The sequence below is a fragment of the Streptomyces humidus genome, from assembly GCF_014649655.1.
GTDB lineage: Bacteria > Actinomycetota > Actinomycetes > Streptomycetales > Streptomycetaceae > Streptomyces > Streptomyces humidus.
This window is the reverse complement of sequence record NZ_BMTL01000026.1, coordinates 40504-63365: the sequence shown is the minus strand read 5'-3', so window position 1 is coordinate 63365 and position 22862 is coordinate 40504. Positions and strand designations below refer to the sequence as shown.

General features: G+C 71.4%; 23 protein-coding genes. 11 read left to right on the top strand and 12 right to left on the bottom strand.

Features of this window, described 5'->3' with window-relative positions:
- Positions 1-120: 120 nt before the first annotated feature.
- Together IE239_RS27895 and IE239_RS27890 are read left to right on the top strand one after the other, a co-directional pair.
- Positions 121-2289, top strand: coding sequence for a thiamine pyrophosphate-dependent enzyme (locus tag IE239_RS27895; RefSeq protein WP_190152166.1), 2169 nt, complete (start codon positions 121-123; stop codon positions 2287-2289).
- On the top strand, positions 2286-3977 hold the full coding sequence (locus IE239_RS27890; RefSeq protein ID WP_190152165.1) for an indolepyruvate oxidoreductase subunit beta family protein: 1692 nt from the start codon (positions 2286-2288) through the stop codon (positions 3975-3977). Before IE239_RS27895 ends, IE239_RS27890 begins: the two co-directional genes overlap by 4 nt.
- Before the next feature lie 26 nt (positions 3978-4003).
- Here IE239_RS27890 and IE239_RS27885 read toward each other — a convergent pair whose 3' ends face one another.
- From IE239_RS27885 to IE239_RS27850, 8 genes are read right to left on the bottom strand one after another with little or no spacing between them, the layout of a single operon-like run.
- A complete protein-coding gene (locus IE239_RS27885; RefSeq protein ID WP_190152164.1) occupies positions 4004-4960 on the bottom strand; it encodes an AraC family transcriptional regulator in 957 nt (318 codons plus the stop codon).
- A 47-nt stretch (positions 4961-5007) separates the two neighbouring features.
- Entirely contained in the window at positions 5008-5856 is an 849-nt protein-coding gene (locus IE239_RS27880; protein WP_229878352.1) for a PaaX family transcriptional regulator, read from the bottom strand.
- Entirely contained in the window at positions 5853-6344 is a 492-nt protein-coding gene (locus tag IE239_RS27875; RefSeq protein ID WP_190152163.1) for an acyl-CoA thioesterase, read from the bottom strand. The genes IE239_RS27880 and IE239_RS27875 overlap by 4 nt, the downstream gene beginning before the upstream one ends.
- Positions 6341-8716, bottom strand: coding sequence for a bifunctional salicylyl-CoA 5-hydroxylase/oxidoreductase (locus IE239_RS27870; protein WP_190152162.1), 2376 nt, complete (start codon positions 8714-8716; stop codon positions 6341-6343). Before IE239_RS27870 ends, IE239_RS27875 begins: the two co-directional genes overlap by 4 nt.
- The gene (locus tag IE239_RS27865; RefSeq protein WP_190152161.1) at positions 8713-10362 is read right to left on the bottom strand and encodes an AMP-binding protein; all 1650 of its coding nucleotides are present in this window, start codon (positions 10360-10362) and stop codon (positions 8713-8715) included. Before IE239_RS27865 ends, IE239_RS27870 begins: the two co-directional genes overlap by 4 nt.
- Entirely contained in the window at positions 10359-11294 is a 936-nt protein-coding gene (locus IE239_RS27860) for an acyl-CoA thioesterase (RefSeq protein ID WP_190152160.1), read from the bottom strand. The genes IE239_RS27865 and IE239_RS27860 overlap by 4 nt, the downstream gene beginning before the upstream one ends.
- Positions 11294-11809 (bottom strand): cupin domain-containing protein, encoded by a 516-nt coding sequence (locus IE239_RS27855; RefSeq protein ID WP_055714633.1) that lies wholly within the window; start codon positions 11807-11809, stop codon positions 11294-11296. The genes IE239_RS27860 and IE239_RS27855 overlap by 1 nt, the downstream gene beginning before the upstream one ends.
- 31 nt (positions 11810-11840) lie before the next feature.
- Positions 11841-12656, bottom strand: a complete 816-nt coding sequence (locus IE239_RS27850) for a fumarylacetoacetate hydrolase family protein (RefSeq protein WP_190152159.1) — start codon at positions 12654-12656, stop codon at positions 11841-11843.
- A gap of 149 nt (positions 12657-12805) precedes the next feature.
- On the opposite strand from IE239_RS27850, the gene IE239_RS27845 reads away from it, so the two are divergent.
- Positions 12806-13240, top strand: coding sequence for a RidA family protein (locus IE239_RS27845; protein ID WP_190152158.1), 435 nt, complete (start codon positions 12806-12808; stop codon positions 13238-13240).
- A gap of 133 nt (positions 13241-13373) precedes the next feature.
- On the opposite strand, the gene IE239_RS27840 is transcribed toward IE239_RS27845, so the two are convergent.
- On the bottom strand, positions 13374-14975 hold the full coding sequence (locus IE239_RS27840) for a phytoene desaturase family protein (protein WP_190152157.1): 1602 nt from the start codon (positions 14973-14975) through the stop codon (positions 13374-13376).
- Between the two features lie 388 nt (positions 14976-15363).
- Here IE239_RS27840 and IE239_RS27835 point away from each other — a divergent pair, with 388 nt between their 5' ends.
- Positions 15364-15762, top strand: a complete 399-nt coding sequence (locus tag IE239_RS27835; RefSeq protein ID WP_190152156.1) for a cupin domain-containing protein — start codon at positions 15364-15366, stop codon at positions 15760-15762.
- A 9-nt stretch (positions 15763-15771) separates the two neighbouring features.
- Here the strand turns inward: IE239_RS27835 and IE239_RS43020 are convergent, their stop codons facing one another.
- Positions 15772-16200 (bottom strand): monooxygenase, encoded by a 429-nt coding sequence (locus IE239_RS43020; protein ID WP_268254536.1) that lies wholly within the window; start codon positions 16198-16200, stop codon positions 15772-15774.
- Between the two features lie 153 nt (positions 16201-16353).
- Here IE239_RS43020 and IE239_RS27825 point away from each other — a divergent pair, with 153 nt between their 5' ends.
- Positions 16354-17367: an AraC family transcriptional regulator gene (locus IE239_RS27825; RefSeq protein WP_190152155.1), complete on the top strand. Its 1014-nt coding sequence runs from the start codon at positions 16354-16356 to the stop codon at positions 17365-17367.
- Between the two features lie 13 nt (positions 17368-17380).
- On the opposite strand, the gene IE239_RS27820 is transcribed toward IE239_RS27825, so the two are convergent.
- Positions 17381-17866: a VOC family protein gene (locus IE239_RS27820; protein ID WP_190152154.1), complete on the bottom strand. Its 486-nt coding sequence runs from the start codon at positions 17864-17866 to the stop codon at positions 17381-17383.
- A gap of 329 nt (positions 17867-18195) precedes the next feature.
- Between IE239_RS27820 and IE239_RS27815 the strand changes: the two genes are divergently transcribed.
- The 3 genes from IE239_RS27815 to IE239_RS27805 all read left to right on the top strand — a co-directional run bounded on the left by IE239_RS27815 (position 18196) and on the right by IE239_RS27805 (position 20539).
- The gene (locus tag IE239_RS27815) at positions 18196-19566 is read left to right on the top strand and encodes a cytosine permease (protein ID WP_229878350.1); all 1371 of its coding nucleotides are present in this window, start codon (positions 18196-18198) and stop codon (positions 19564-19566) included.
- Positions 19567-19749: 183 nt separating this feature from the next.
- Entirely contained in the window at positions 19750-19926 is a 177-nt protein-coding gene (locus IE239_RS27810) for a hypothetical protein (protein WP_190152152.1), read from the top strand.
- Between the two features lie 28 nt (positions 19927-19954).
- Positions 19955-20539 carry an ATP-binding protein gene (locus IE239_RS27805; RefSeq protein WP_190152151.1) on the top strand — a complete coding sequence of 195 codons (585 nt, stop codon included), beginning with the start codon at positions 19955-19957 and terminating at the stop codon, positions 20537-20539.
- Between the two features lie 22 nt (positions 20540-20561).
- Here IE239_RS27805 and IE239_RS27800 read toward each other — a convergent pair whose 3' ends face one another.
- Positions 20562-20930, bottom strand: a complete 369-nt coding sequence (locus IE239_RS27800; RefSeq protein ID WP_190152150.1) for a VOC family protein — start codon at positions 20928-20930, stop codon at positions 20562-20564.
- A 63-nt stretch (positions 20931-20993) separates the two neighbouring features.
- Here IE239_RS27800 and IE239_RS27795 point away from each other — a divergent pair, with 63 nt between their 5' ends.
- From IE239_RS27795 to IE239_RS27785, 3 genes are all read left to right on the top strand, one after another.
- Positions 20994-21452, top strand: a complete 459-nt coding sequence (locus tag IE239_RS27795) for a MarR family winged helix-turn-helix transcriptional regulator (RefSeq protein WP_190152149.1) — start codon at positions 20994-20996, stop codon at positions 21450-21452.
- A gap of 614 nt (positions 21453-22066) precedes the next feature.
- Positions 22067-22327 carry a HEAT repeat domain-containing protein gene (locus IE239_RS27790; RefSeq protein ID WP_190152148.1) on the top strand — a complete coding sequence of 87 codons (261 nt, stop codon included), beginning with the start codon at positions 22067-22069 and terminating at the stop codon, positions 22325-22327.
- 3 nt (positions 22328-22330) lie between these two features.
- Positions 22331-22732 carry a HEAT repeat domain-containing protein gene (locus IE239_RS27785; RefSeq protein ID WP_190152147.1) on the top strand — a complete coding sequence of 134 codons (402 nt, stop codon included), beginning with the start codon at positions 22331-22333 and terminating at the stop codon, positions 22730-22732.
- Positions 22733-22862: the final 130 nt, after the last annotated feature.

Genomic DNA, 22862 nt, shown 5'->3' with positions numbered 1-22862 from the left:
GAACCCGCGCTGGACGGATAGCACCCGCGGCGCCGCGCTCCTAAGGTCGCCGGACATCACAGAAAAGTCCGCCCGATCCGGTTCGGTCACGGCGCGGCCAGACAGCGCAAGGAGGGAACGATGGCAGAGCGGTCTTTCGCCGCCGAGATCGGAAAGCTGCGGCAGGGCGCGGGAACCACGTTCAGCGGAGAGGGCATCCTCGCGGTGACCAAGGCGCTGCTTCAGTCGGGTGTCGCCTACGTCGGCGGCTACCAGGGTGCGCCGATCTCCCATCTGATGGACGTGCTCGGCGACGCCCGCGAGGTTCTCTCCGAACTCGACGTGTACTTCGAGAACAGCGCCTCCGAGGCGACCGCCGCGGCGATGCTCGCGGCCTCCGTCCACCAGCCGCTGCGCGGCGCGATCACCTTCAAGTCCACCGTCGGCACGAACGTCGCCTCCGACGCGCTGGCCAACCTCGCCAGCGGCGGAGTCACCGGCGGCGCGCTGATCATCGTCGGCGAGGACTACGGCGAGGGCTCCAGCATCATGCAGGAGCGGTCGCACGCCTTCGCGATGAAGTCCCAGATGTGGCTGCTCGACCCGCGCCCCAACCTGGAGGCCATCGTCAACGCGGTCGAGGCCGGCTTCGAACTCTCCGAGGTCTCCAGCACCCCGGTGATGCTCGAACTGCGGCTGCGCTCCTGCCACCTGCACGGCACCTTCACGGCGAAGGACAACCGGCGCCCGGAGATGACCGTCAAGGACGCCATCGAGAACCCGCGCCGCGACCTGAGCCGGGTCGTGCTGCCGCCCGCGACCTTCCTGCACGAGAAGGAGAAGCACGAGGACCGCTGGCCGGCCGCCGTCCGCTTCATCAAGGAACGCGGCCTGAACGAGGTCTTCGGCAACGGCCGGGCCGACGTCGGCATCATCGTCCAGGGCGGCCTCTACAACACCCTCAACCGGTCCCTCGAACTCCTCGGCGCCTCCGACCCGTACGGCCGCACCAGCGTGCCGCTGTACGTCATGAACGTCACCTATCCCGTCGTCGACGACGAGATCCTCGACTTCTGCGCCGACAAACAGGCCGTGCTGCTCCTGGAGGAGGGACAGCCCGACTACATCGAGCAGAACCTGCACGCGATCCTGCGGCGGGCCGGCAGCGACACCGCGCTGCACGGCAAGGACATGCTGCCCGCGGTCGGCGAGTACACCTCCACTGCGATGACCAAGGGCGTCGCCGAGTTCCTGCGCACCTACCTCCCCGAGGCGATCGCCCACGAACCGACGCTGCTGCTCCCCGACTCCGAACCCGAGAGCCCGTTCGCGCCGCGCGTCGCCGCCGCCGAGATGCGGCAGCGCCCGCCGGGCCTGTGCACCGGCTGCCCCGAGCGGCCGATCTTCAGCGCCCTGAAACTCGCCGAGCGCGAGACCGGCCAGCACCACATCAGCGCCGACATCGGCTGCCACCTTTTCGCCGTCAACGAACCGTTCAACCTCGGCGCGACCACGATGGGCTACGGCCTGGGATCCGCGGGCGCCTCCGCGCTCAACTCCAAGGAAGCCGACCGGCGCACGGTCGCGATCATGGGCGACGGCGGTTTCTGGCACAACGGCCTCACCAGCGGCGTCGGCAACGCCGTCTTCAACGAGAACGACCAACTGCTCGTCGTCGTCGACAACGCCTACAGCGCCGCCACCGGCGGCCAGGACGTGCTCTCCTCGCAGGCCGACAACCCGATCCGCTCTACGAAACACCCCATCGAGCGGGCCGTACGGGGAATCGGCGTGCGCTGGAGCCGCACCGTCGCCGACACCTACAAGGTCTCCGCCCTGCGCGACCTCTTCGTCGAGGCGCTGACCACCAAGGAACCCGGCCCCAAGGTCGTCGTCGCCCAGAGCGAGTGCCAGCTCAACCGGCAGCGCAGGGTGAAGAAACAGCAGGCCGCCGACCTCAAGGACGGCAAGCGGGTGGTCCGCGAACGCTTCGGCGTCGATCCGGAGACCTGCACCGGCGACCACGCCTGCATCCGGATCTCCGGATGCCCGTCCCTGACCATCACCGACAATCCCGACCCGCTGCGCACCGACCCCATCGCCACCGTGCTGGACAGCTGCGTCGGCTGCGGGGTCTGCGGCGCCAACGCGCACGCCGCGGTCCTGTGCCCGTCGTTCTACCGGACCGACGTGGTGCAGAACCCGACCCGCCGGGACCGCGTCCTGGCCAGGGTGCGGGGCCGCTGGATGGCCCTGGCGTCCAGGGGGCTGGAGAACCGCGCGGCACGATACGAGGTGGCAGCCCGATGACCACGACACAGTCCCGGAACGACCGCGGCACCAGCTGGCGCGGCGGACAGCGGCCGGTCACCCTGGCCATCCTCGCCATGGGCGGAGAGGGCGGCGGCGTCCTCGCCGACTGGATCGTAGAGGTCGGCGAACACGCCGGCTGGGCCGCACAGAACACCTCCGTCGCCGGCGTTGCACAGCGCACCGGCGCGACCGTCTACTACGTCGAACTCCTCCCGCCGCCCCCCGGCGGGATCCCGGCGGGCGGCCGCACCCAGCCGATCCTGAGCCTCTTCCCCACGCCCGGCGAGGTGGACATCGTCATCACCTCCGAACTCATGGAGTGCGGACGCGCCGTACAGCGCGGCTTCGCCACCCCCGACCGCACCACGCTGATCACCTCGACCAACCGGACCTACTCCGTCGACGAGAAGATCGCCCTCGGGGACGGACGGGTCGACAGCGACGAACTGTTCGCCGCCGCGCAGCGCGCCGCGAAGACCCTGGTGGCAGCCGACTTCGCGACCCTCGCCGAGAGCGCGGGCAGTGTCATCAGCGCCTCCCTGTACGGCGCGCTCGCCGGATCCGGCGCACTGCCCTTCACCCGGGAGCAGTTCGAGGCCCCGATCCGGGCCTTCCCCAAGGCGGCGGAGCGCTCCCTGAGGGCCTTCGCCCTCGCCTACGCGGAGGCCGCGAGCCAGGTCGCCGCCGGACAGCCCCAGGCCGCCCAGACACCGGCCGTCCCCCCGGCCGGCGCCGCCCGCTCGGGCGGACCGGTCCCGGTGACCATCGGGCTCCGCCGTCCCGAGACCGCCGAGGACCGCAAGCAGGCCGCCGAACGCGAGCGCGCCAAGATCGCCGCCACCGACCCGGTTTCCCTCGTCGGCCCGGCCCTGGCCGCCCACGCCCAGCGGGCCGCCGTACTCCCCGAGCCCGCCCGCTCGACGGCGCTGCACGGTGTCGTCCGCACGGCCGTCTACCAGAGCCCCGAGTACACCGACCGCTACCTGGACCGCGTCGCGGCGGTGGCCGCCGTGGACCCGGACCGCGACGGCGAGGCGGCCCTGACCCGCGAGGCCGCCCGGCACATCGCGCTGTGGATGTGCTACCAGGACACCATCCAGGTCGCCCAGCAGAAGACCCGCCGGCACCGGATGCAGCGGGTGCGCGAGGAGGCGAAGGCCGGCGGCCACCTGGCCCAGGTCCGCGAGTACCTGCACCCCCAGGTGGAGGAGATCACCGACACACTGCCCGCCGGCCTCGGCGCCCTGCTGCTGCGCTCGAAGCTGTTCGGGCGGCTCGTTCACGCCCTCACCCACCGCGGCATCGTCCTCAACACGACGTCCGTCACCGGCTACACCGCGCTCGCGGTGCTCGCCCGGATGCGCCCGCTGCGCCCCCGGTCGCTGCGGTTCGTGCGGGAACAGGAGGCCATCGACGCCTGGCTGGACCTCGCGCTCGCCACGGCCGCCCAGGACGGCCCCCTGGCGCGCGAGATCATCGAGTGCCAGCAGGTCCTGAAGGGCTACGGCGCCACCTACGCCCACGGCGGCGAGAGCTTCGAGCTGCTGATGACGGCCGCCCGCGCGCTGCCCGGCACGGACGGCGCCGCCGACCGGCTGAAGAAGCTGCGGGCCGCGGCGCTCGCGGACGAGGACGGCGTGAAACTCGGCGCCGAGCTGGCCGCGCTGCCCGTCCCGACCGGCTGACCCGCCCCGCCGGCGGCGCCGCGCGCTCACCCGCGCAGCGTCGCCGAGGGGCTCTCCCCGAAACGGGCCCGGTAGTCGGAGGCGAATCGGCCCATGTGCACGAAGCCGTGCTCCAGCGCAATGGCCGTCACAGACGTCCCGGACTCGGCGGCCCGCAGCGCGTCATGCACGACGTCGAGCCGGCAGGCCCGCAGATACGCCGTCGGGGTGCTGCCGAGTTCACGGCGGAAGCACTCCTGCAGCGTTCGCACGCCGACCCCGAGCGCCTCGGCGACATCGCCCACGGTGAGCGGCTCGTCGTGGTGGTCCCGGATCAGGGCGCAGGCCCGCCGGACCAGCCGGCTCGGCGGCCGACGTCCGGCCGTGGCGGCCAGTTCGTCGCTGTAGTTGTGCCGGTGGGCGATCAGCAGCTGCCCCACCAGCGCCTCCTCGAAGCGCTGGGCGACCGCCGGGTGGTCCAGCAGGGAGGACTCCCCGGCGCCCGCCAGCTCCTCGGCGAAGAAGTCGAGGCCGCGCCGCCACGCCCGCGCCTGCGGAGTGGTGGTGGACGCGCCGGGCTCGAACCGTACCGTCTCCTCGGGCGGGTGCCCGAGGAGCCGTCGCAGTTCCCGCTCGACACTGGTGCGCTGGACGTGGAAGATCCGGTGCGGCGTGCCCGCCGACCACTCCTTCTCGAACGGCTCCTGGGGGGAGATCACCACGGCCGTGTCGGCGCTCACGACGACGTCCCGGCCGGCGTGCCGGACCAGGCCCGTACCGCGGTAGGGCATCTGCACCAGGTAGAAGGGCAGCGGCTCCGGCTGGACCCGGACAGGGCTGCCGTAGTCGAGGTCGACCACGCCCAGCTCACCGAGCCGGTGCGCTGCCAGCCGCAGCTTCACCGAGCGCTCGGCCCGCGGTGTGAGGCGGTGAGGGCAGAAGAGCCGGCCGACCTCCACGCGCGCGCGTTCGACATCGGTCGTGTGGAACTCCACCGAATCCATGCTGTCTCCATGGGACGGCGCCCCAGAGGCGGCAAGCCGTAGGGCGATCAGGGCGAGGACCAGTGGCCGGCGGCGTGCGCCAGCGCCCGGCCCTCCAGGATCGTGACCATGCGCTCGAAGAGCTGGACCGCGGCGGGGCCGGACCAGTTCTGGGGCAGCACCTCGCGGGGCAGCCCGGGATCGCGGAACGGCAGCTTGCGCCAGTGGTCGATCACGGCGAGATACGTGACATACGCGTGCCGCCCGTCGATGACCGCGGCCTCGGTGAGGCGCTGTGCCTCATTCTCGTACTTGCTGATGAAATCCCGGTAACGCAGGTCGATCTCGTCCAGGTCCCAGCCGCCCCGGACCATGTCCGTCAGCGGCTGACCGGCGACGTAGTCGCCGACGAAGACGGCGCACTGCCCGGTGAGATCCAGCTCGGCGATGGCGCGCTGCGCGGCCGGCAGCATCCGGGCGGGGGCGATCCAGACCGCGGAGCCGATGTTGCCGAAACCGAGCGAGGTCAGGTGTCCGGTCAGCTTATGGCGCAGCGCGCGGGCGGACTCGGGCACGGAGAAGTTCACGAAGCACCAGCCGTCGCCCAGCTCGGCCGGCTGCCGGGCGTGCCAGATGACCTCGTCACCGGCGGCCAGCGCGGCCAGCGCGGCCGGGGTGAGCGCGTAGCCGCGCATCCCCGCGCGGCTCTCCGACTCCAGCCAGCCGCGCTTCTTGAGCCGGAAGACCGCCGTCCGGACACTCGCGGCGTCCAGACCCGACGCGGTCAGCAGCTCGACCGTGCCCGCGATGGGCATCCAGTTGCCCATCTTGCGCACGATCGCGCCGAGAAAACTCACGAGCACGGTCCGGGACCGGCGCGCCGCCGTGGTGGGCCGGTCGCCCTTGGTCTCGCTCATTCCCGTGAGTATGCCGGACCGGCATCGCATGATCCGACTGGCCCGGTCGAGGGGACCGGGCCGGTCAGCGCCGCGACCCACTCCGGCGGCCAGGGCACGCTGACGGCACCGCTCGTGTGGTCCCGGCCGATGTGCGCGGTCACATAACGGCCGCGCGCGGCCCGGCCGGCCGGACGGCCCCGGAACTCCTCGCCCCAGACCTCGAAGGCGAAGGTCATCGAGCTGGTGCCGATCCGCACCGGCTCCACGACCGTGCGCACGTCCTGGCCGAAGAACAGCGGCGACTCGAAATCCACCTCGTAGCGGACGCGGGGCGCCACCGGGAAGTAGCCGTGCAGGCCGAGCCCCGCCATCAGCGAGGCCTCCGCGGCCTCCACGAACCGTACGACCGTGCTGTTGTGGTAGATCCCGGCCGCGTCCGTGTCGATCCACTCGATGCGCGTGCGGTGCACGCCGACCGGGTGCGCGGCCGGGAGCGCGGCGGTCACGCCGGCACCGTGCTCGCGGCCGGGGTCCAGCGCAGGTGCACATCGCCGCCGGCGCCCTCGCGCAGCAGCGACAGCCGCGGCGGGACCTTGTCGGTACGGGAGGTGGGCGGCTTGCGCCGGCCCGCCGCCCACTGCACCGGCCACTGCGCACCGGCCCCGCGGTACTCCTGCTCCGCCGCGGACTGCAAGGTCCACTGCGGGTTGTAGAGGTGGGCACGGCCCAGGGCGCACAGGTCGGCCCGCCCGGCCAGCAGGATCGAGTTCACGTCGTCGTACGAGGAGATGGCGCCGACCGCGATCACCGGCACGCCCGCGGGACCGGCCACCCGGTGGCGGATCCGGTCGGCGAACGGCGTCTGGTAGGAGCGGCCGAACGCGGGCTTCTCCTCCTTGGCGACCTGGCCGGAGGAGACGTCGATGGCGGCGGCGCCGTGCTCGATGAAGGCGCGGGCGATGTCCACCGCGTCGTCGGCGGTGTTGCCGTCCGGCATCCAGTCGGTCGCCGAGATACGGACCGTGACCGGGATGCGGAGCGGGACGGCCCGGCGGACCGCGTCGAAGACCTCCAGCGGGAACCGCAGCCGGTTCTCCAGCGAGCCGCCGTACTCGTCGGTGCGCCGGTTGGCGACCGGGGACAGGAAGGAGGAGAGCAGGTAGCCGTGGGCGGCGTGCACCTCGATGAGGTCGAAGCCCGCCTCCGCGCCGCGCACGGCGGCGGCGGTGAAGTCGGCGATCACCTTGTCCAGGTCCGCGCGGGTGGCCTCACGGGGGACGTGGCAGCCGGCGCCGTAGGGGAGTGCCGAGGGGGCGATGACCTCCCAGTTGCCCTCCTCCAGCGGCTCGTCGATGCCGTCCCACATCAGCCGGGTCGAGCCCTTGCGGCCCGAGTGGCCGAGCTGCAGGCCGATCCTGCCGGTCGTCCGGTCGTGCACGAAGTCCGTGACCCGGCGCCAGGCGTCGCGCTGCCCGTCGGTCCACAGCCCCGGGCAGCCCGGCGTGATCCGGCCCTCGGGCGACACGCAGACCATCTCGCTCATCACCAGACCGGCCCCGCCCAGCGCCTTGGAGCCCAGGTGCACCAGGTGGAAGTCGCCGGGGACACCGGCGTCCGAGGAGTACATGTCCATCGGGGAGACGATGATCCGGTTCTTCAGCTCCAGCTCACCGATGCGGACCGGCTGGAACATCGCCGGGGCCACCTCGGCAGCCTGCTGGTGACGGGCGAACTCGGACTCCATCAGCGCGGCGAACTCGGCGTCGCGCTCCCTGAGGTTCTCGAAGGTGATGCGCCGCGAGCGGGTCAGCAGGTTGAAGACGAACTGCGCCGGGTCCTGGCCCGCGTACATCCCGATGTTCTCGAACCACTCCAGGGAGGCCTGCGCGGCCCGCTGCGTCGACTCCACGACCGGCTTGCGCTCGGTCTCGTAGGCGGCCAGCGCCTCCGTCACCGTCGGGTGCTCGTGCAGGCAGGCGGCCAGCGCGAGGGCGTCCTCCATGGCCAGCTTGGTGCCCGAGCCGATCGAGAAGTGCGCAGTGTGGGCGGCGTCGCCGAGCAGCACCACGTTGCCGTCGGACCAGCGCTCGTTGCGGACCGTGGTGAAGTTCAGCCACTTCGAGTTGTTGGTGAGGACCTGGTGGCCCCGCAGCTCGTCGGCGAAGATCTCCGCGATCCGGGCCACGGCGTACTCGTCGGAGACGCCCGGCGGGAACACCTGGTCCTCGGTCCGGTCGAAGCCGGCGCGCCGCCAGACGTCGTCGTGCATCTCGACGATGAAGGTCGAGCCGCCGTCGGAGTAGGGGTAGCCGTGGATCTGCATGGTGCCCCACTCCGTCTGCTTGACGAAGAACTGGAACGCCTCGAAGACCAGGTCGGTGCCGAGCCAGATGTACTTGTTGTGCCGCCGGTCCAGCGACGGTCCGAACACGTCGGCGTACTTGGTGCGGATGGCGGAGTTGAGGCCGTCGGCGGCCAGCACCAGGTCGTGCGTGGCGCGCAGCTCGTCCACGTCGGGGGCCTCGGTGCGGTAGTGGACGGTGACGCCCAGATCGGCAGCCCGCCGCTGGAGGATCCCCAGCAGCTCCTTGCGGCTCATCGCGGCGAAGCCCTGGCCGCCGACGGTGAACCGCTCCCCGTCGACCTCGATGTCGATGTCCGTCCAGCGGGCGAACCGGGTCTCCATGGCGGCGTGGACGGCGTCGTCGGCGTTGTCGATGCCGCCGAGGGTCTCGTCGGAGAAGACCACACCGAACCCGAAGGTGTCGTCGGGCGCGTTGCGCTCCCAGACGGTGACCTCGTGCGCCGGGTCCAGCTGCTTCATCAGGGCGGCGAAGTACAGGCCTCCGGGGCCGCCGCCGGCGATAGCGATCCTCATGACTGTTCCTCCACGATCTGTTCCGCCACGATCTGACGCAGCTTGAAGTGCTGAAGTTTGCCGCTGGGGTTGCGCGGCAGGGAGTCGGTGAAGCGGACGTCGCGCGGGTACTTGTACGGCGCGATCTGCCGCTTGACGTGGTCCTGGATGGCGCGGGCCGTGGCCGCGTCGCCGGTCACGCCGTCGCGCAGGACGACGAACGCGCAGACGATCGAGCCGCGCTCGGGGTCCGGCTCGGCGACCACGGCCGCCTCCACGACGTCCGGATGGGTGGCGACGGCGGCCTCCACCTCGGGGCCGGCGATGTTGTACCCGGACGACACGATCAGGCCGTCGTTGCGCGCCCGGTACCAGAAGTAGCCGTCCTCGTCGCGCAGGAAGGTGTCGCCGGTGACGTTCCAGCCGCCCAGGACGTAGCGGGCCTGCCGCTCGTCGTCCAGGTAGCGGCAGCCGACCGGGCCGATCACCCCGAGCAGGCCTTCGACCCCGGGGCCGAGTTCCTCGCCGTCCGGTCCGAGGATCGCGGCGCGGTAGCCGGGCACCGGCCTGCCGGTCGCCCCGGGGCGGATGTCGTCGCCGTCGGCCGAGATGAAGATGTGCAGCAGCTCGGTGGCGCCTATCCCGTCGATCACCTTGAGGCCGAGTCGGTCGCGCAGCTCCTCCCACAGGCTCTGCGGGATGTGCTCGCCCGCGCTGACCGCGCGGCGCAGCCCGCCGAGCCGGTCCGCCTTCCCGGACTTGAGGATCTGCTGGTACGCGGTCGGCGCGGTGGCCAGGACGGTCACCCCGTGCTCGGCGACCAGGTCGGCGAGGACCGCCGGTGCCGCCGCCTCGGTGAGGAAGGCGCAGGCACCCGCCCGCAGCGTGAAGACGACCAGCAGGCCGAGCCCGAAGGTGAAGGCCAGCGGGGCGGTGCACGCGACCAGGTCGTCCGGGCGCAGCCGCAGCGTGTGCCTGCCGAAGGTGTGGTCGATGGACAGGATGTCGCGGTGGAAGTGGGTGGTGATCTTCGGGACGCCGGTGGTGCCCGAGGTCGGCCCGAACAGGGCGACGTCGTCCGCGGCGGTGTCGGCCGCGCTGAACCGCCCGTCCTTCGCCGCGACGCGGCTGCTCAGGTCGTCGGCCGTGTCACCGCCGTACGGCACGACGACCAGGTCCGGCGCGACCGAGTCGCGTACCGCCCACACATCGTCGAGGAAGCGGTGGTCGACCAGCGCGACGGCGGGCCGGGTCTTCGTCACGACGGGGGCCAGCTCGCCGGCCCGCAGCGCGGCCATGGTGGTGACGGCGATCCCGCCGGCCTTCACCACGCCCAGCCAGGCGGCGACGGTCCACGGGTTGTTGGGGGAGCGCAGCAGTACCCGGTTGCCGGGCACCAGGCCGAGGTCCTCGGTGAGCACCTGGGCGACCTGGTCGGCCCGCCGCCGCAGTTCGCCGTAGCTCCACACCTCGCCGTCGGGGGTGCGCAGCGCGGGCCGGTCCGGGCCGAACGCGGCCACCGCGCCGTCGATCAGCTCGACGGCGGCGTTGAGGCGTTCCGGGTAGCGCAGCGCCTCGGTGGTGAACTCCAGCACCGGCCACTGCCCGGCCGGCGGGAGGTGGTCGCGGGCGAAGGTGTCGGTGTGTCCGGAGGGCGACAGGGTCATGGCCGCCCTCCCTCGGAGGCGCGGATCATTCCCTCCTGCACGACGGTGGCCAGGTGGGTGCCGTCCGGGGTGAAGAAGCGGCCGGTGGCGAGCCCCCTGCCGTCCTCGGCCGCGACCGCCTCCTGGGCGTAGAGCAGCCAGCCGTCCGCCACCCCCGCCCGCGGCGCCCGGTGGAACCACATCGCGTGGTCGAGGCTCGCGGTGACCAGCCCCTCGCGCGCCCAGGGCAGGTCCAGGACGCGCAGCACCGGCTCCAGGATCGTGTAGTCGCAGACGTAGGCGAGGGCGGCCGTGTCCCGCTGCGCGTCGGTGAGCCCGTCGACCGGCCGCAGCGCGTCGAACGGCTTGACCCAGACCGCCTGGTGGGGCTTGCGCTCGCCCTCGACGTCGAGGTAGACGGGGCCCGGCACATGGCGCATGTCGAAGCCCCGGCCACCGCACCAGTAGTCCTTGGAGGCGTCGGTCATCGTGCCGCCGGTCCGCCCGGCGAGGTACTCCGCGGAGCTGAGCAGCTTCTCGGGGCCGGGCAGGCCCGTGGCCGCCAGCCAGTCGGGCAGGCCCGCGCTGTGGCTGCCGCCCGGTTCGCCGGCGGCGAAGTTGGCCAGGCACACGTAGAGCGGCTTGCCGTTCTGGTAGCCGCGCACCTGCCGGGTCGCGTAGCCGCGGCCGTCGCGCAGCAGCTCCACCTCGTAGCGGACCTCGGCGCCGATGTCGGCGGGGCGCATGAAGTACGAGTGCATGGAGTGCAGCGTCTTGCCGTCGCCGACGGACTTCATCGCCGCCGCGGCGGCCTGGGCGACCAGGTCGCCGCCGTACGCCTTGGGCCACGGGCAGGGCTGGGTGACCGCCGTGAAGGCGAGGTCGAACCGCTCGGCCTCGGCCGGGGTGAGGGTGACGGCGGCCGTGAAGACCTCGGAGGTGGTGCCGGTCATCAGGGGCGGTCCGTCCAGTCGCGCAGGTCGGTGTCCGCGACCTGGGGGAGGTTGACCACGATGTTCTCCGGGGTGCGGGTCGTCATCCAGGTCAGCGGGTTGTTGCGGTCGAGGTTGCACTCGACGTGGGGCAGGAACGGCGGGACGAACACCCAGTCGCCCTCCGCCATGTCGATGTAGTCCTCGAACTTCGCGCCGAAGTAGATCCGGGCCCGGCCGGAGAGCACGTAGCCGCCGGTCTCGGCCTCGCCGTGGTGGTGGGGCACTGAGCGGTAGCCGCCGTCGTTGTGGACCTTGCCGAACCAGATCCGGGTGGCCGGGGTGTGCTGGACGCTGACGCCCGAGATCCGGGTGGCGCCGGCGGACTGCCCGGTGTCACCGGGTTCCGTGCCGCCGCGGGTGACGACGGGGACCACCAGGCCGCTCTCGGTGGCGTACATCGAGTTGTCGCCGTCGAGGACGTACGGGGCGGGGACCTGCTGACCAGGGACGAACTGGCTGGGATCGGGGTTCATGAGGACTCCTCGTCGGTGATGGGTGGGGGCGTCAGCCGGTGAAGCGCACGGTGTTGCGCAGCGTGCCGATACCGGAGATCTCGGTCTCCACGACGTCGCCGTCGGCGAGGAAGCGCTTGGGCTCCCGGGCCACTCCGACGCCGCCGGGCGTGCCGGTCAGTACGAGGTCGCCGGGGCGCAGCACGGTGAACGTCGAGATGTACGCGAGCAGGTCGGCGGCGTCGAAGACCAGCGTCTTCGTGGTGTCGTGCTGCGTCTGCTCGCCGTTGACCCGGCACATCACCTGCAGGCCCGCCGCCGGATCCAGTTCGTCGGGGGTGACGACCACGGGGCCGAGCGGGGTGGTGGCGTCCCAGGCCTTGCCCTGGAACCACTCCAGGGTGCGGTACTGCCAGTCGCGCACCGAGATGTCGTTCGCCACGGTGTACCCGGCGATCCCGGCCAGCGCGGTGACCCGGTCGGCGCGCCGCAGGGGGGTGCCGACCACGACGGCCAGCTCCGCCTCCCAGTCCACCTGGAGACCGGCCGGCAGCACGAGGTCGGCCTCGGGCCCGGTCAGGGTGTCCGCGTACTTAGGGAAGAGCGTGGGGTACGTCGGCAGCTCGCGGCCCGTCTCCCGGATGTGGTCGGCGTAGTTCAGGCCGCAGCAGATCACCTTGCCCGGGGCCGGCAGCGGCAGCACCGGGACGGCGTCGGCCAGCGCGTCCCCTGCCAGGCCTGCCACCCGCTGGAGGGGCACTGCGGCCAGCAGTGCCGACAGGTCGGCGGCCGGCAGCGCACGCCAGGTGGTCCCGTCCAGCACGGCGGCGCTGGTACCGGCGGCGTGGACGACGGTCGACAGACGCATGGATTCTTCCCTCTCTTCGGCGCGGTGCGCTCCCTCGGGATATTTCATTATTTCCGCGAGCGTCATAAGTCTGTCAATAGATGCTACGGTGTGGCGTCAGACAGCACAGATCTGGCACAGACCCGGCAACGCCCCCGCAGGAGCTCCCCATGGCGACCAACTCGGCCCCGGTTCCGGTCAACCCCGCGTCCCTGCCCAAGCCCAGCGGCTTCTCGCACGGCACGCTCAGCGGCAACACGCTCTACCTGGGCGGTCAGACCGCTCTCGACAAGAACATGAAGATCGTCCCCGGCGGGATCGTCGAGCAGTTCCGACAGGCGTTCGGCAACGTCCTCGCCACGCTGGCGGAGGCCGGCGGCATCCCGCAGGACCTGGTGAGCATCACGATCTACCTCACCGACATCCCCGACTACCAGGCGCACGGCAAGGAGATCGGGGCGGTGTGGCGCGAGCTGGCCGGGCCGGTCTACCCCGCGATGGCCGGCATCGGCACCACGGGCCTGTGGCAGCCCGAGGCCCTGATCGAGATCGTCGGCGTCGCGGTCATCCCCGACGAGCGCCTCGTGCGGCCCGCCACGGCCTGACCCCCCGTGCGGGCGAACGGCATCCGCCCGTCGCCCGCACGCCGGAAGGGCATGCGCCCTGGGCGCCACCGGAGAGGACGAGAGCCTCTCCCCGGTGGCGCCCAGGGCGTCTTCGCGAGGCCGGACGGCGATGTCAGTGCCCGCGGGAGCGCCGGCCCCGGCGCAGCAACTGCTGGGCGGCGAGGTGCCCGGAGCCGCCCCCCAGACCTGGGCCGGGGTGGGTCGAGGCGCCGATGTGCCACAGCCCGGGCACCGGACCGGCGTGCCGGGAGGCGGCCGGCAGCGGGCGCCACAGCAGGTTCTGGTCCAGCTCGGCCGAGCCGCCGTACGGATCGCCGGCGATCGCGTTGGGGTTGGCCGCCAGCAGGTCGGCGGGGCTGACCACGTCGACGGCGAGCACCTTGTCCGGCAGATCCGGGGCGTGCCGCGCGATCCGGGCGATCACCCGGCGGGCGTACCCCTCCGCCAGCTCCTTCGTCCAGCCGCCGGACACGTCCAGCTCCTCCCCGGCGTCACCGGCCGGGGCGAAGGGCAGCTCCTGGAGCTGCAGCCAGAGCGCCGCGCCGCCCGTCGGGACCCGGGAGGGGTCCAGCACGTGCTGCTGTCCCACGACGACCGTCGGCCGCCGCGGCAGCAGGCCCGCCTCCGCCTCGGCACAGGCGATCGCGGTGCTCGCCGAACCGTCGCTGAGATGCAGCAGCGGTACCTCGGCCAGCCGGTCGTCGTTCCAGGACAGCGGTTCGGAGAGGGCGATGTGGAGCTGCATCGCGGCCCGGCCGTGACGGAACCGCCCGGCCTGCGCGCGGACCTGCGGGGCGACCGGGACAGCGGCCGGCAGCAGCTCGCCGTAGAGCGCGGACGGGGTGACGGAGGCCAGCACGGCGCGGCGGGCCCGCAGGGTCTCGCTGCCGCAGACGACCCCGACGGCCCGTCCGTTGCCGTCGACCACGATCCGCTCCACGGTGCTGCCGGTCCGCACCTCCACCCTCAACTCGGCGAGCAGCGCCCGGAAGGCGTCCACGAAACGACCGGCGCCCCCCTCCACCACCGGCAGGCCGAAGCCGTGCACGGTCGCGGCCAGGATCGGGAGCATCAGCGCGCCGGAGGCGTGGTCGGGCGACAGCCCGGCGTGCAGCAGCCAGGGAACCCACAGCAGGTCGGCCTCCTCCCCGCGGAACTCGCGGCGGCAGTAGGAGCGGCCGCTGGTGACCGTGTCCCGCAGCCAGGCCTCGGTACCGGCCAGCTTCTCCCGCCGCAGCAGCTTGACCGCGTGACGCAGCACCTGCGGCGAACGCGGCTCGCTGCCCAGGAAGCCGCCGATCGCGTCGGCGTTGTCGAGGAAGCGCTGCAGCATCGCCAGGTAGGCGGCGCCGTCCTCCGGGTGCGTGAACGACGACGCGGTGGCCTCCGGATCGCGGTGGGCGAGGACGACCCGGCCGTCGTCCGCGACGGTGCCGGTGACGTACGCGTCGGCGTTCAGGTAGTTCAGGCCGTGCCGGTGCAGGTCGGTGCCGAGCGTGGCGTACGCGGGGCCCGAGACGAACAGCGGGTGCCAGGAGGAGAACGTGTCGTGCAGGTATCCGGGGACGGTGCGTTCCTCGGTGGCGATGAAGCCGCCCAGTCGGTCGGCGCGCTCGACGAGGGCGACCGACCAGCCGGCCTTGGCGAGTTCGGCGGCGGCGACCAGGCCGTTCACCCCGGATCCGACGACGATGGCGTCGACCGTAGTGGGCATCTGTGCTCCTGTGGGTGTCGATGGGGCGGGTCGGCGGCCCTGGGCCCGCCGCCCCCTGCGGCGGCGCTCTCCGGCCGGGCGGAGCGCGCGTTCTCGCGGATCGGTACCCGGTACGGGCCGCAGTCGCGTCAGGACCGGCGTCGGGCACGGTCGCCGGCTCTCGGCCGGCCCGTCGCCGGAGGGCGCCCGGCGCGGGCCGACCTGTGGCGTGCGCGCGCAGACGCGCGAGACTGCTCAGAAGATAAGCCCCACGGAAATGCCCGGCTATCCGCTGAGCGCAGCCGGCTGTCCATTTGACGCCCATTCCGAGATCGGCGTTGCGGGTGCTTCCCCGGCGGCCGTAATGTCCTGACCTCCGGCAACATCAACAGCCAGGAGGCGAAAAGCCGTGTCCGAGGAATTCGGCAGGACCACCGCGACGGACGAGATCCCTTTTCAAGCCCCTCGCGGACAACGGGGACATGCGGGTGGTGCACGTCGACGAGGATGCGGGATCCTGGACGGTCGTGATCCGTACCCGGCCGGGCGGCGTGCTTCCGCGCCACCGGCGCCTGGCCCCGCGGAGGTCTGCACCCTCCAGGGCGCTGGCCGGCACCCGCCGACCGGCGAGTTCCGCACCGGTGACTACGTCCTGGAGCCCCCGAACGCGGTCCACGACGCCTTCGTCTTCGACGAGGAGGTGTTGATGATCATGCGGAGCGCCGGTGACGTGGCCTTCCTGAACGAGGACGGCTCGGTCGCCTTCATGATGGACCGGCACATGCTCACGGGGTTCGCGGCGGCGTGACGCGCCGCCTCAGGCGCGGCGCAGCGGAGCCCCGTTGACCGCCGAGAGCGGCCCGTTGACCTCGAAGATCCGGCTGCCGTTCCCGGTGATGCCCCACTCCTGGAGCCGCGCGGTGTGCTTGGTGAGGTACGCCCGGGCGTCGGCTTCGGACGCGAAGAGGTAGACGCCGCCGGCCGCGCTGGTCTTGCTGTTCTCGGTCCAGATCTTCCAGATCATCCCCGGCTCGTCGTTGATGCTCTCGGCCAGGTCGCGGTACGCGGTCGCCATCCGCTCCCCGAAGGGGCCGTCGCTGGGAAAGTCGGCCTGGAGAAGGCGGGGGGATGGGCGCGTGCATGTTCGTTCCTCACTGCTGTACGGTCGCCGTCGCGAGCCGGGCCGGCGGGAAGAGAGACACCGCCGGCCCGCATTCGTTGCATGTGATGCCCGACACAGGGCCACCCGGCGGTGACGCGGCGCGAGCGCGCGGACCGCAGTTCCCCGTGGTGCTCCCGGGTTCTACCCTATGCAGAGGCAGTGCTGCCGCTGCTCCGTCATCCCTGTCGCCGGTGCGGGCCTCGGCTCCATCGGCGACGCCGTCCTCGGAGGTGCGCCGTGACCGGGGTGCTGCTCCCGCTGGCCCGCCACCCGCAGCTGCACAGCTGCGATCTGGAAGAGACCAGAGCCGTGGTGGCGCAGGCGTTCTGCCCGCACGAACTGACCCTGGAGCATCCCAGGAGCCGTCTCGACGCCCGCTACCAGGCCGTCCAGATCGGCGGACTTGGGCTGCACTATCTGGACTACGGCACCGACGTACGGGTGGCCCCCGGCGAACTCGGCGACTTCTATCTGGTGGAGATCCCGCTGGGCGGAGTCTCCGAGATCAGCTCCGGCGGGCAGTGCGTCACGGCCGACCGCAACACGGCGGTCGTGCTGTCCCCCGCCCGGCCGATAGAGACACGGCGCTCGGCGGGCAGCCCCCAGTTCATCGTCCGCGTGGGCCGCAAGCCCCTCGAATCCCATCTGTGCCGGACGCTCAACCGGCCCGTCCACCGGCCGCTGTCCTTCGCGCTCGGACTGCCGCTGGACACCCCGGCCGGGCGCAGCCTGCTGAACCTGGTGATGCTGCTGCGCGGCGAGATCGAGAACGGCGGAGGGATGCTGAACGAGCCCCTCACCCTGGCCCGGATGGAGGAGCTGTTCATGACGCACCTGCTCTTGGGCCAGCCGAACACGCACAGCGAGGCACTGCACCGCGGTGAGCAGCCGGTCCCGCCGCAGGCGATCCGCCGGGCCAGGGAGATCATCGAGGCCCGCGCGGCGGAACCGCTGACGGTGGCGGACATCGCGGCCGAGGTGCACGTCAGCGTCCGGGTGCTGCAGGACGGCTTTCGCCGGTACGTCGGCTGCAGCCCGACCGAGCAGCTGCGCGAGACCAGGCTGCGGGGCGCCCACGCCGCGCTCCTGGAAGCCGACCCGGAGACGGCCACCGTCACCTCGGTGGCCGTCCGCTGGGGGTTCCTGCACATGGGCCGTTTCTCGATGGAGTACGGCAGACGGTTCGGCGAGACCCCGTCCGCGACCCTGCGCAGGGCGCCGGGCGAGGCGGGCGCCGGACCGCGGGGCTGATCCGGATCCGGTCCTACGCCCATATCTGCGCGTAGGGATGCGAGCACACCTCGATGACCGTGCCCCATGGGTCCTCGCAGTAGGCGATGGAGTAGCCCTTGTCCGCGTCGATCACCACGGTCGGTGACCGCCGCCGACCGCCGTTCCCGGCGATCCGGTCCGCCAGCGCGTCGATGTCCCGGGTGGTCACCGCGAAGTGGTTGAGGCCCGTGCGCCAGAACTCGAAGGAATTCTCCCGCGGGGTCGTCGGCGGACTGTCGAACTGGAACAGCTCGACCCCGAGCCCGTCGGCGCCGCACAGGTGGGCGAACCGGAACCGCTGGAATCCCACGCCGTAGATCTGCGCCGCCGCGACGGCCAGCGGAGTGCCGTCCTCGACCACCTCCAGCGGCCCGCGGAGCAGATAGAGACCCATCACCTCCTGGTACCACTCGATGGCGCGCGGCAGATCCGTGACCGTCGTCCCGACGTGCGAGAAAACGCTCGGCTGAGATGCCATGAGCTTCCCTTCCAGGGCAGTTCCGTGAGTGAGGCAAGCACACATTCGGGAAAGGTCAGGAGTCAAGAACTTTCGAATCTGAATCGCAATGAACTCGCCGTCCAGCGCAGATTGGATAGCGCTCGGCGTGCACGGGATAGCTGGCCTTGTTTCGCCGCATGTACGTTTCGGCGAAAATCCGGTGGCACACCAGGGAAAGGCCATCATTCATGCACGGTCCCATTGACGAAGGTGCCCAGCCCGGTTCCGAGGGCGGCGTTCGGGCTCAGATGGAGGATCACGCTCTGACCGCGGTCCCGGATGACGAGCGACGCTCGGGCTGGGGACTCATGACCAACACCGCGGGCATTGCCTCCACCCTGGTTCAGCTGGCCATCGGCGGCGGCGTCACCCTGATCGCGGGGGTCGGCTACGGCATCCTGGCCGGCGTGCTCGTCGCCGTCTTCGGCGGGATTCTCGGCTGGCTGGTCGGTCATGTCGCCTACCGGTCCGGCACGTCGAGCACGGTCACCGCCCGGTTCTACGGGCTGGGACTGCGCGGCTCTGCGATCGCCTCGCTGATCTTCGCGTTCATGATCCTGGGCTTCCTGGCCCTGGAGAACGCGCTCCTCTACTACGGCACCCTGTTCATGTTCGGCTGGTCGCCCACCACAGCCAACGCCATCGTCATCTACGGCGTGCTGACGCTGGCGTGGATCGCCCTGACGGCCTTCGGCCTCAAGGTCGTCCAGCGCACGTCGATGGTGCTGCTCGTCGCCTTCGTGGTCCTCACGGTGGTGATGGCCGGACTCGCGCTGGCGAAGTCCGACACCAGCCTCTCCCAGCTGATGTCGGCCGGCCCCGTCGTGCCCGGCTACGGCGGACAGGGGGAACGGTTCACCGCCGTGCTGTCGATCCTCGCCGGATCGGCCGGCGCGCTCGCTCTCGTGGACGCCGACTTCGCCCGCTACGCGAAGTCCGGCCGGGACGTGGGCATCCTCGCCGTCGGCGGCGCGATCATGATCGACGTGCTCGTCGTGGTGCTGGGCACCATCATCATCCACGCGGGCTCCAGCGTGGTCGGCGACTACCTCACCGCCCACCCCGCCACGGCCGCGACCCAGCAGGGCGCCGGCATCGCCGACAAGGTCGCATGGATGGTGAACAACAACTCGGGCGCGTACTTCGTGGTGCTGGCCGGCTTCGTCGGGTTCCTGCTGATGTACGTGGCCCAGGCCAAGGCGCAGGTCCTGAACACCTACAGCGGTTCGCTGGCCCTGTCTAACCTGTTCAACAGCCTGACCGGACGCACCGTCGGCCGGGTCGTGATGGTCGTCGTCGGAAACGTCATCGGTCTGGTCATGGTGGCGGGCGACATCCTCGGGCTGATCAACAGCTACCTGGGGATCCTCGGCGTCACCACCATGGCTCTCGCCGGGGTGATCGTCGCCGACTTCTTCATCGTCAGGCGGGGCCGCAAGGCCGAGGCCGACCAGCTGGAGGCCGTCAACTGGGCGGGCGTCATCTCTGTCCTGGCCGCCGCCGGCGCCGGCGGGGCGCTGCAGGAGACCGACGTGACCCAGCTGGGCTTCCTTATCTCGCTCGCCATGGTCCTGGTGCTGTACCCGCTCCTGAGGACCAGCGTCCTGAGACCGTCCACCACCGTTCCGGCGGACCCCGGCCACGGCCGGGCGCCGGTCGGGTCGGCGCCCGGGCGGTAGCCGGAGCCGGTCGGCCCGTGGCGGACCGTGGGCTCACAGAGCCCCGGGTACCCTCGCCACGGGCCGGCGCGCGGCATGCACCTCTCCGCGGTCCATGTGACGTGGGTCACTCATGGAAGGTGCTGACGGAACGCCGGCCGCGGGTTCTCTCCAGGTGCTGGACGCGCCGAGAAGAAGTGAACGATGGACGCGAATCCTGGCCTGTGCGACATCGAGACAGGTGTCTGCGCGGTGGACACCACGGCCACCACCGCCCCCGCGACGGCGGTCCCCGTCGACGTGTCGAGGCTGACGCCGACGCGTGTCGTCTATGCGACCGACCCGATCTGCTCGGCCTGTTGGGTGATGGAGCCCGCGTGACGGTCACTGACGGCCCGCTACGGCGACGGTGGTGGACACCGCCTGCCGGGTCCTGCGTCTGCCGACCATGCGGGCTCGGTTCGCCGACACCGTCGCCCGCGCCGAGCGCGAGCACCTGTCCTACCGCGGCTTCCTCGCCGAACTGCTCATGGCCGAGTGCGAGGACCGCGACCGCCGACGGTCCGAACGCCGGATCCGCGCGGCCGGCTTCCGCGTCCGCTACGTGCTCGCCGCGAAGCTCGTCAACGAACTCGTCGAGGCCGCCGACGAGAAGCGGCTGACCAAGACCATCGCCCGCTACGGACGCGTCGACCTGCTCTGCATCGATGAACTGGGCTACCTCGAACTGGACCGCCGAGGCGCCGAGATGCTGTTCCAGGTTCTGACCGAAAGGGAGGAGAAGAACTGTGTTGCGATCGCCTCGAACGCATCGTTCGGAGGCTGGACCAAGACCTTCACCGACCCCTGGCTCTGCGCGGGCATCGTCGACCGACTCACCTTCAACGGCACCGTCATCGAAACCGGCACAGAGTCCTGCCGACTCGCCCGCACGAAGGCCGAGCAGCAACAACCGCGCAAGCGGTCATGGCGAGCGAGCACGGGCCGAGCCTGATCGTCTGGTGTCGTTCGGTCGATCAGGCGCGGTCGTGGAGTGTGACGTGGTAGCCGTCGGGGTCGGCGAAGGTGAAGGTCCGGCCGAAGGGGCCGTCGATCGGTGAGGAGACGATGGTGTGACCGTCGGCGACGAGCGTGTCGTGAATGGCCTGGACGTCGGTGGCGTGGAGCCAGATCGCGGCGCCTATGCCGGGCTGAGCGACGGATGCGAGGTCCGTGCCGGGAATGACGTCGCGGAGTGCGAACGCGATCGGCTTCGTCTCGAAGACGACGGCGTGCGGAGGTCCGGCCGACGAGCGGACGAGGCCCAGGTGCTGCTCGTAGAACGCCTGCGAAGCGTCGAGGTCGCGCACTTGGAGCGAGATGAAGTCGGGGCCGGTGGCGGGCATGATGACACTCCTTCTTTTCGTGTCAGTTTTCTGACATCCATCAACGTATGTCAGAATGCTGACATGAGTCAAGAAGGTGTCGGCGTCGACCTGGAGACGTCACTGGGCTACCTGCTGAAAGAGTCGTCGAGCGCCCTGCGCGCGGCCATGGAGGAAGTGCTGCGGCCGCTCGGGATGAGCGTGACGCACTACTCCTGCCTCGAACTGCTCGCGCAACGACCGGGCCTGTCGAACTCCGAGCTCGCGCGGGGCGCGTTCGTGACACGACAGACGATGAACGTGCTGCTCCAGGCCCTGGAACGAGACGGCTACGTGACCAGGCCTGCGCAGCCACCCGTCGGGAAGGTGCTCCCCACGCGGCTCACGCCTCGCGGCCGACGAAGCCTCGAGAAGGCGAGCGCAGCCGTCCGGTCCGTCGAGGCCAGAATGCTGGCCGGCCTGACCGAGACCGAGCAGTCAGACGCGTTCCGGATCCTGCAGAGGATGATCCATTCCCTGCGTGGTGACAACGAGGGTGCATAGCTCGTTCCGCGGCGCACGTCTCGTCGCGCTCGGACAGGAGTGCAGCCGAGCCTGAAATCCGTGCCAGCGATCTCGAAAACCGACAGACCCCGGCTACACCCTCTACTGCGATGAGCCGGCTGTGAGCCGGGGGCCGACTTTGCCCGGAAGCCGGGGCCACTTCTGGCCGGAAACCGTTGAAGCCACCCCTGGTTGCAGTGGCCAGCCCCTCTGGAGCGGCAGGGCGGAGAAGAGCGCTTCACCCGGACGGGCGTCCTGCGGACCGCCTCAGGCGGGCTCGAGGACGGCGCGGCGTCTTCTTGTCCTTTGGCCCACCGCGGTCCCCGCTGGTGAGCTGCACGCGCTTGGAGGATCCGTCCCGCCGCTGCCGTCCGCCCCTGGTCATGCTTCCACGCTACCCGGGCCGGGCCGGGCCGGGCACGGCTGCGCCGCAGCGGCTCAGCGACGTCCCCCACGGCCGGTAGCAGGCCAGTGCATCCTGCCCCTTCCTCACCCGCCCCGGCAGCGCTCCGGGCAGCAACCTCCACAAGCCGCCGCGACACCGACCTCACCAGCACCCACACCAAGGCCTGACGCACGCCGCCGACCGGGGGCTCCGGCAGCAGTGGACCGAGATGAGCGCCGACGCGATCCTGGCCGCCCTGGCCGCGCTGGGCGACCCGGCCGCGGTTCCTGCGGTGGTGGACACGCTCGGCGCCGCGGTGCGCCATGAGCAGCACGGCGTCACGCAATCGGCCCTGAAGGCACTGGGGGCGTTCGGCCCGGCGGCAGCCGAAGCGCTGGACACGATCCGCTCGCTGACCACCGCCGCCGACGCACACGTACGGTCCGCCGCCGTCGCCGCGCTATGGGCCGCCGGCGAAAACCTGACCTAGGTCATGCCGCTCCTGCTCGGCCTCCTCGACGACCCGATCACCTTCTGCATCAGTGACGCGGCTGATCTGCTCGGCGAGATAGGCCCGCCCGCCTCCGTCGCACTGCCGCGCCTGCGAGGCCTCCTGGCACACCACTACGAATGGGTTCGGGTGCGTTGCGCCGCCGCACTGTGGGAGATCGACGGTGAGACCGAGGCACCGGCCGTCCTGGACGCCCTGCTGCAGGCCATGGCCAAGAACCCTGCGACGGCCAACCACGTCGTGGCCTGCCTGGACCGCATGGGCCCCCCCTTGCGGCGCCGGCCCTGCCCCTGCTCCGCGAGCAACTGGCCCTGCCCCGGCGCGGCGGCAGATTCCAGAGCATCGACCACGACGAAGAACTCCAGCGGATCGGCCGCACCCTAATCACCCGGCGCGATCCCCCAGCGTCGTCAGCCCCCGCTCCCCGAAGAACCTGAGGCTGTGCCACCCCTCCGCCAGCGGTGTCGCCGGTGCGCGGGACGGCGCTGTCGGCGCCGCTTCATATGCTGCCGGG

What these genes read in the sequence shown, in the direction of transcription:
- IE239_RS27895 (WP_190152166.1), top strand. Translation starts at nt 121, where the DNA reads ATGGCAGAGCGGTCTTTCGCCGCCGAGATCGGAAAGCTGCGGCAGGGC.
- IE239_RS27890 (WP_190152165.1), top strand. Translation starts at nt 2,286, where the DNA reads ATGACCACGACACAGTCCCGGAACGACCGCGGCACCAGCTGGCGCGGC.
- IE239_RS27885 (WP_190152164.1), bottom strand. Translation starts at nt 4,960, where the DNA reads ATGGATTCGGTGGAGTTCCACACGACCGATGTCGAACGCGCGCGCGTG.
- IE239_RS27880 (WP_229878352.1), bottom strand. Translation starts at nt 5,856, where the DNA reads ATGAGCGAGACCAAGGGCGACCGGCCCACCACGGCGGCGCGCCGGTCC.
- IE239_RS27870 (WP_190152162.1), bottom strand. Translation starts at nt 8,716, where the DNA reads ATGAGGATCGCTATCGCCGGCGGCGGCCCCGGAGGCCTGTACTTCGCC.
- IE239_RS27865 (WP_190152161.1), bottom strand. Translation starts at nt 10,362, where the DNA reads ATGACCCTGTCGCCCTCCGGACACACCGACACCTTCGCCCGCGACCAC.
- IE239_RS27860 (WP_190152160.1), bottom strand. Translation starts at nt 11,294, where the DNA reads ATGACCGGCACCACCTCCGAGGTCTTCACGGCCGCCGTCACCCTCACC.
- IE239_RS27855 (WP_055714633.1), bottom strand. Translation starts at nt 11,809, where the DNA reads ATGAACCCCGATCCCAGCCAGTTCGTCCCTGGTCAGCAGGTCCCCGCC.
- IE239_RS27850 (WP_190152159.1), bottom strand. Translation starts at nt 12,656, where the DNA reads ATGCGTCTGTCGACCGTCGTCCACGCCGCCGGTACCAGCGCCGCCGTG.
- IE239_RS27845 (WP_190152158.1), top strand. Translation starts at nt 12,806, where the DNA reads ATGGCGACCAACTCGGCCCCGGTTCCGGTCAACCCCGCGTCCCTGCCC.
- IE239_RS27840 (WP_190152157.1), bottom strand. Translation starts at nt 14,975, where the DNA reads ATGCCCACTACGGTCGACGCCATCGTCGTCGGATCCGGGGTGAACGGC.
- IE239_RS27820 (WP_190152154.1), bottom strand. Translation starts at nt 17,866, where the DNA reads ATGGCATCTCAGCCGAGCGTTTTCTCGCACGTCGGGACGACGGTCACG.
- IE239_RS27815 (WP_229878350.1), top strand. Translation starts at nt 18,196, where the DNA reads ATGACCAACACCGCGGGCATTGCCTCCACCCTGGTTCAGCTGGCCATC.
- IE239_RS27810 (WP_190152152.1), top strand. Translation starts at nt 19,750, where the DNA reads ATGGACGCGAATCCTGGCCTGTGCGACATCGAGACAGGTGTCTGCGCG.
- IE239_RS27800 (WP_190152150.1), bottom strand. Translation starts at nt 20,930, where the DNA reads ATGCCCGCCACCGGCCCCGACTTCATCTCGCTCCAAGTGCGCGACCTC.
- IE239_RS27795 (WP_190152149.1), top strand. Translation starts at nt 20,994, where the DNA reads ATGAGTCAAGAAGGTGTCGGCGTCGACCTGGAGACGTCACTGGGCTAC.
- IE239_RS27790 (WP_190152148.1), top strand. Translation starts at nt 22,067, where the DNA reads ATGAGCGCCGACGCGATCCTGGCCGCCCTGGCCGCGCTGGGCGACCCG.
- IE239_RS27785 (WP_190152147.1), top strand. Translation starts at nt 22,331, where the DNA reads ATGCCGCTCCTGCTCGGCCTCCTCGACGACCCGATCACCTTCTGCATC.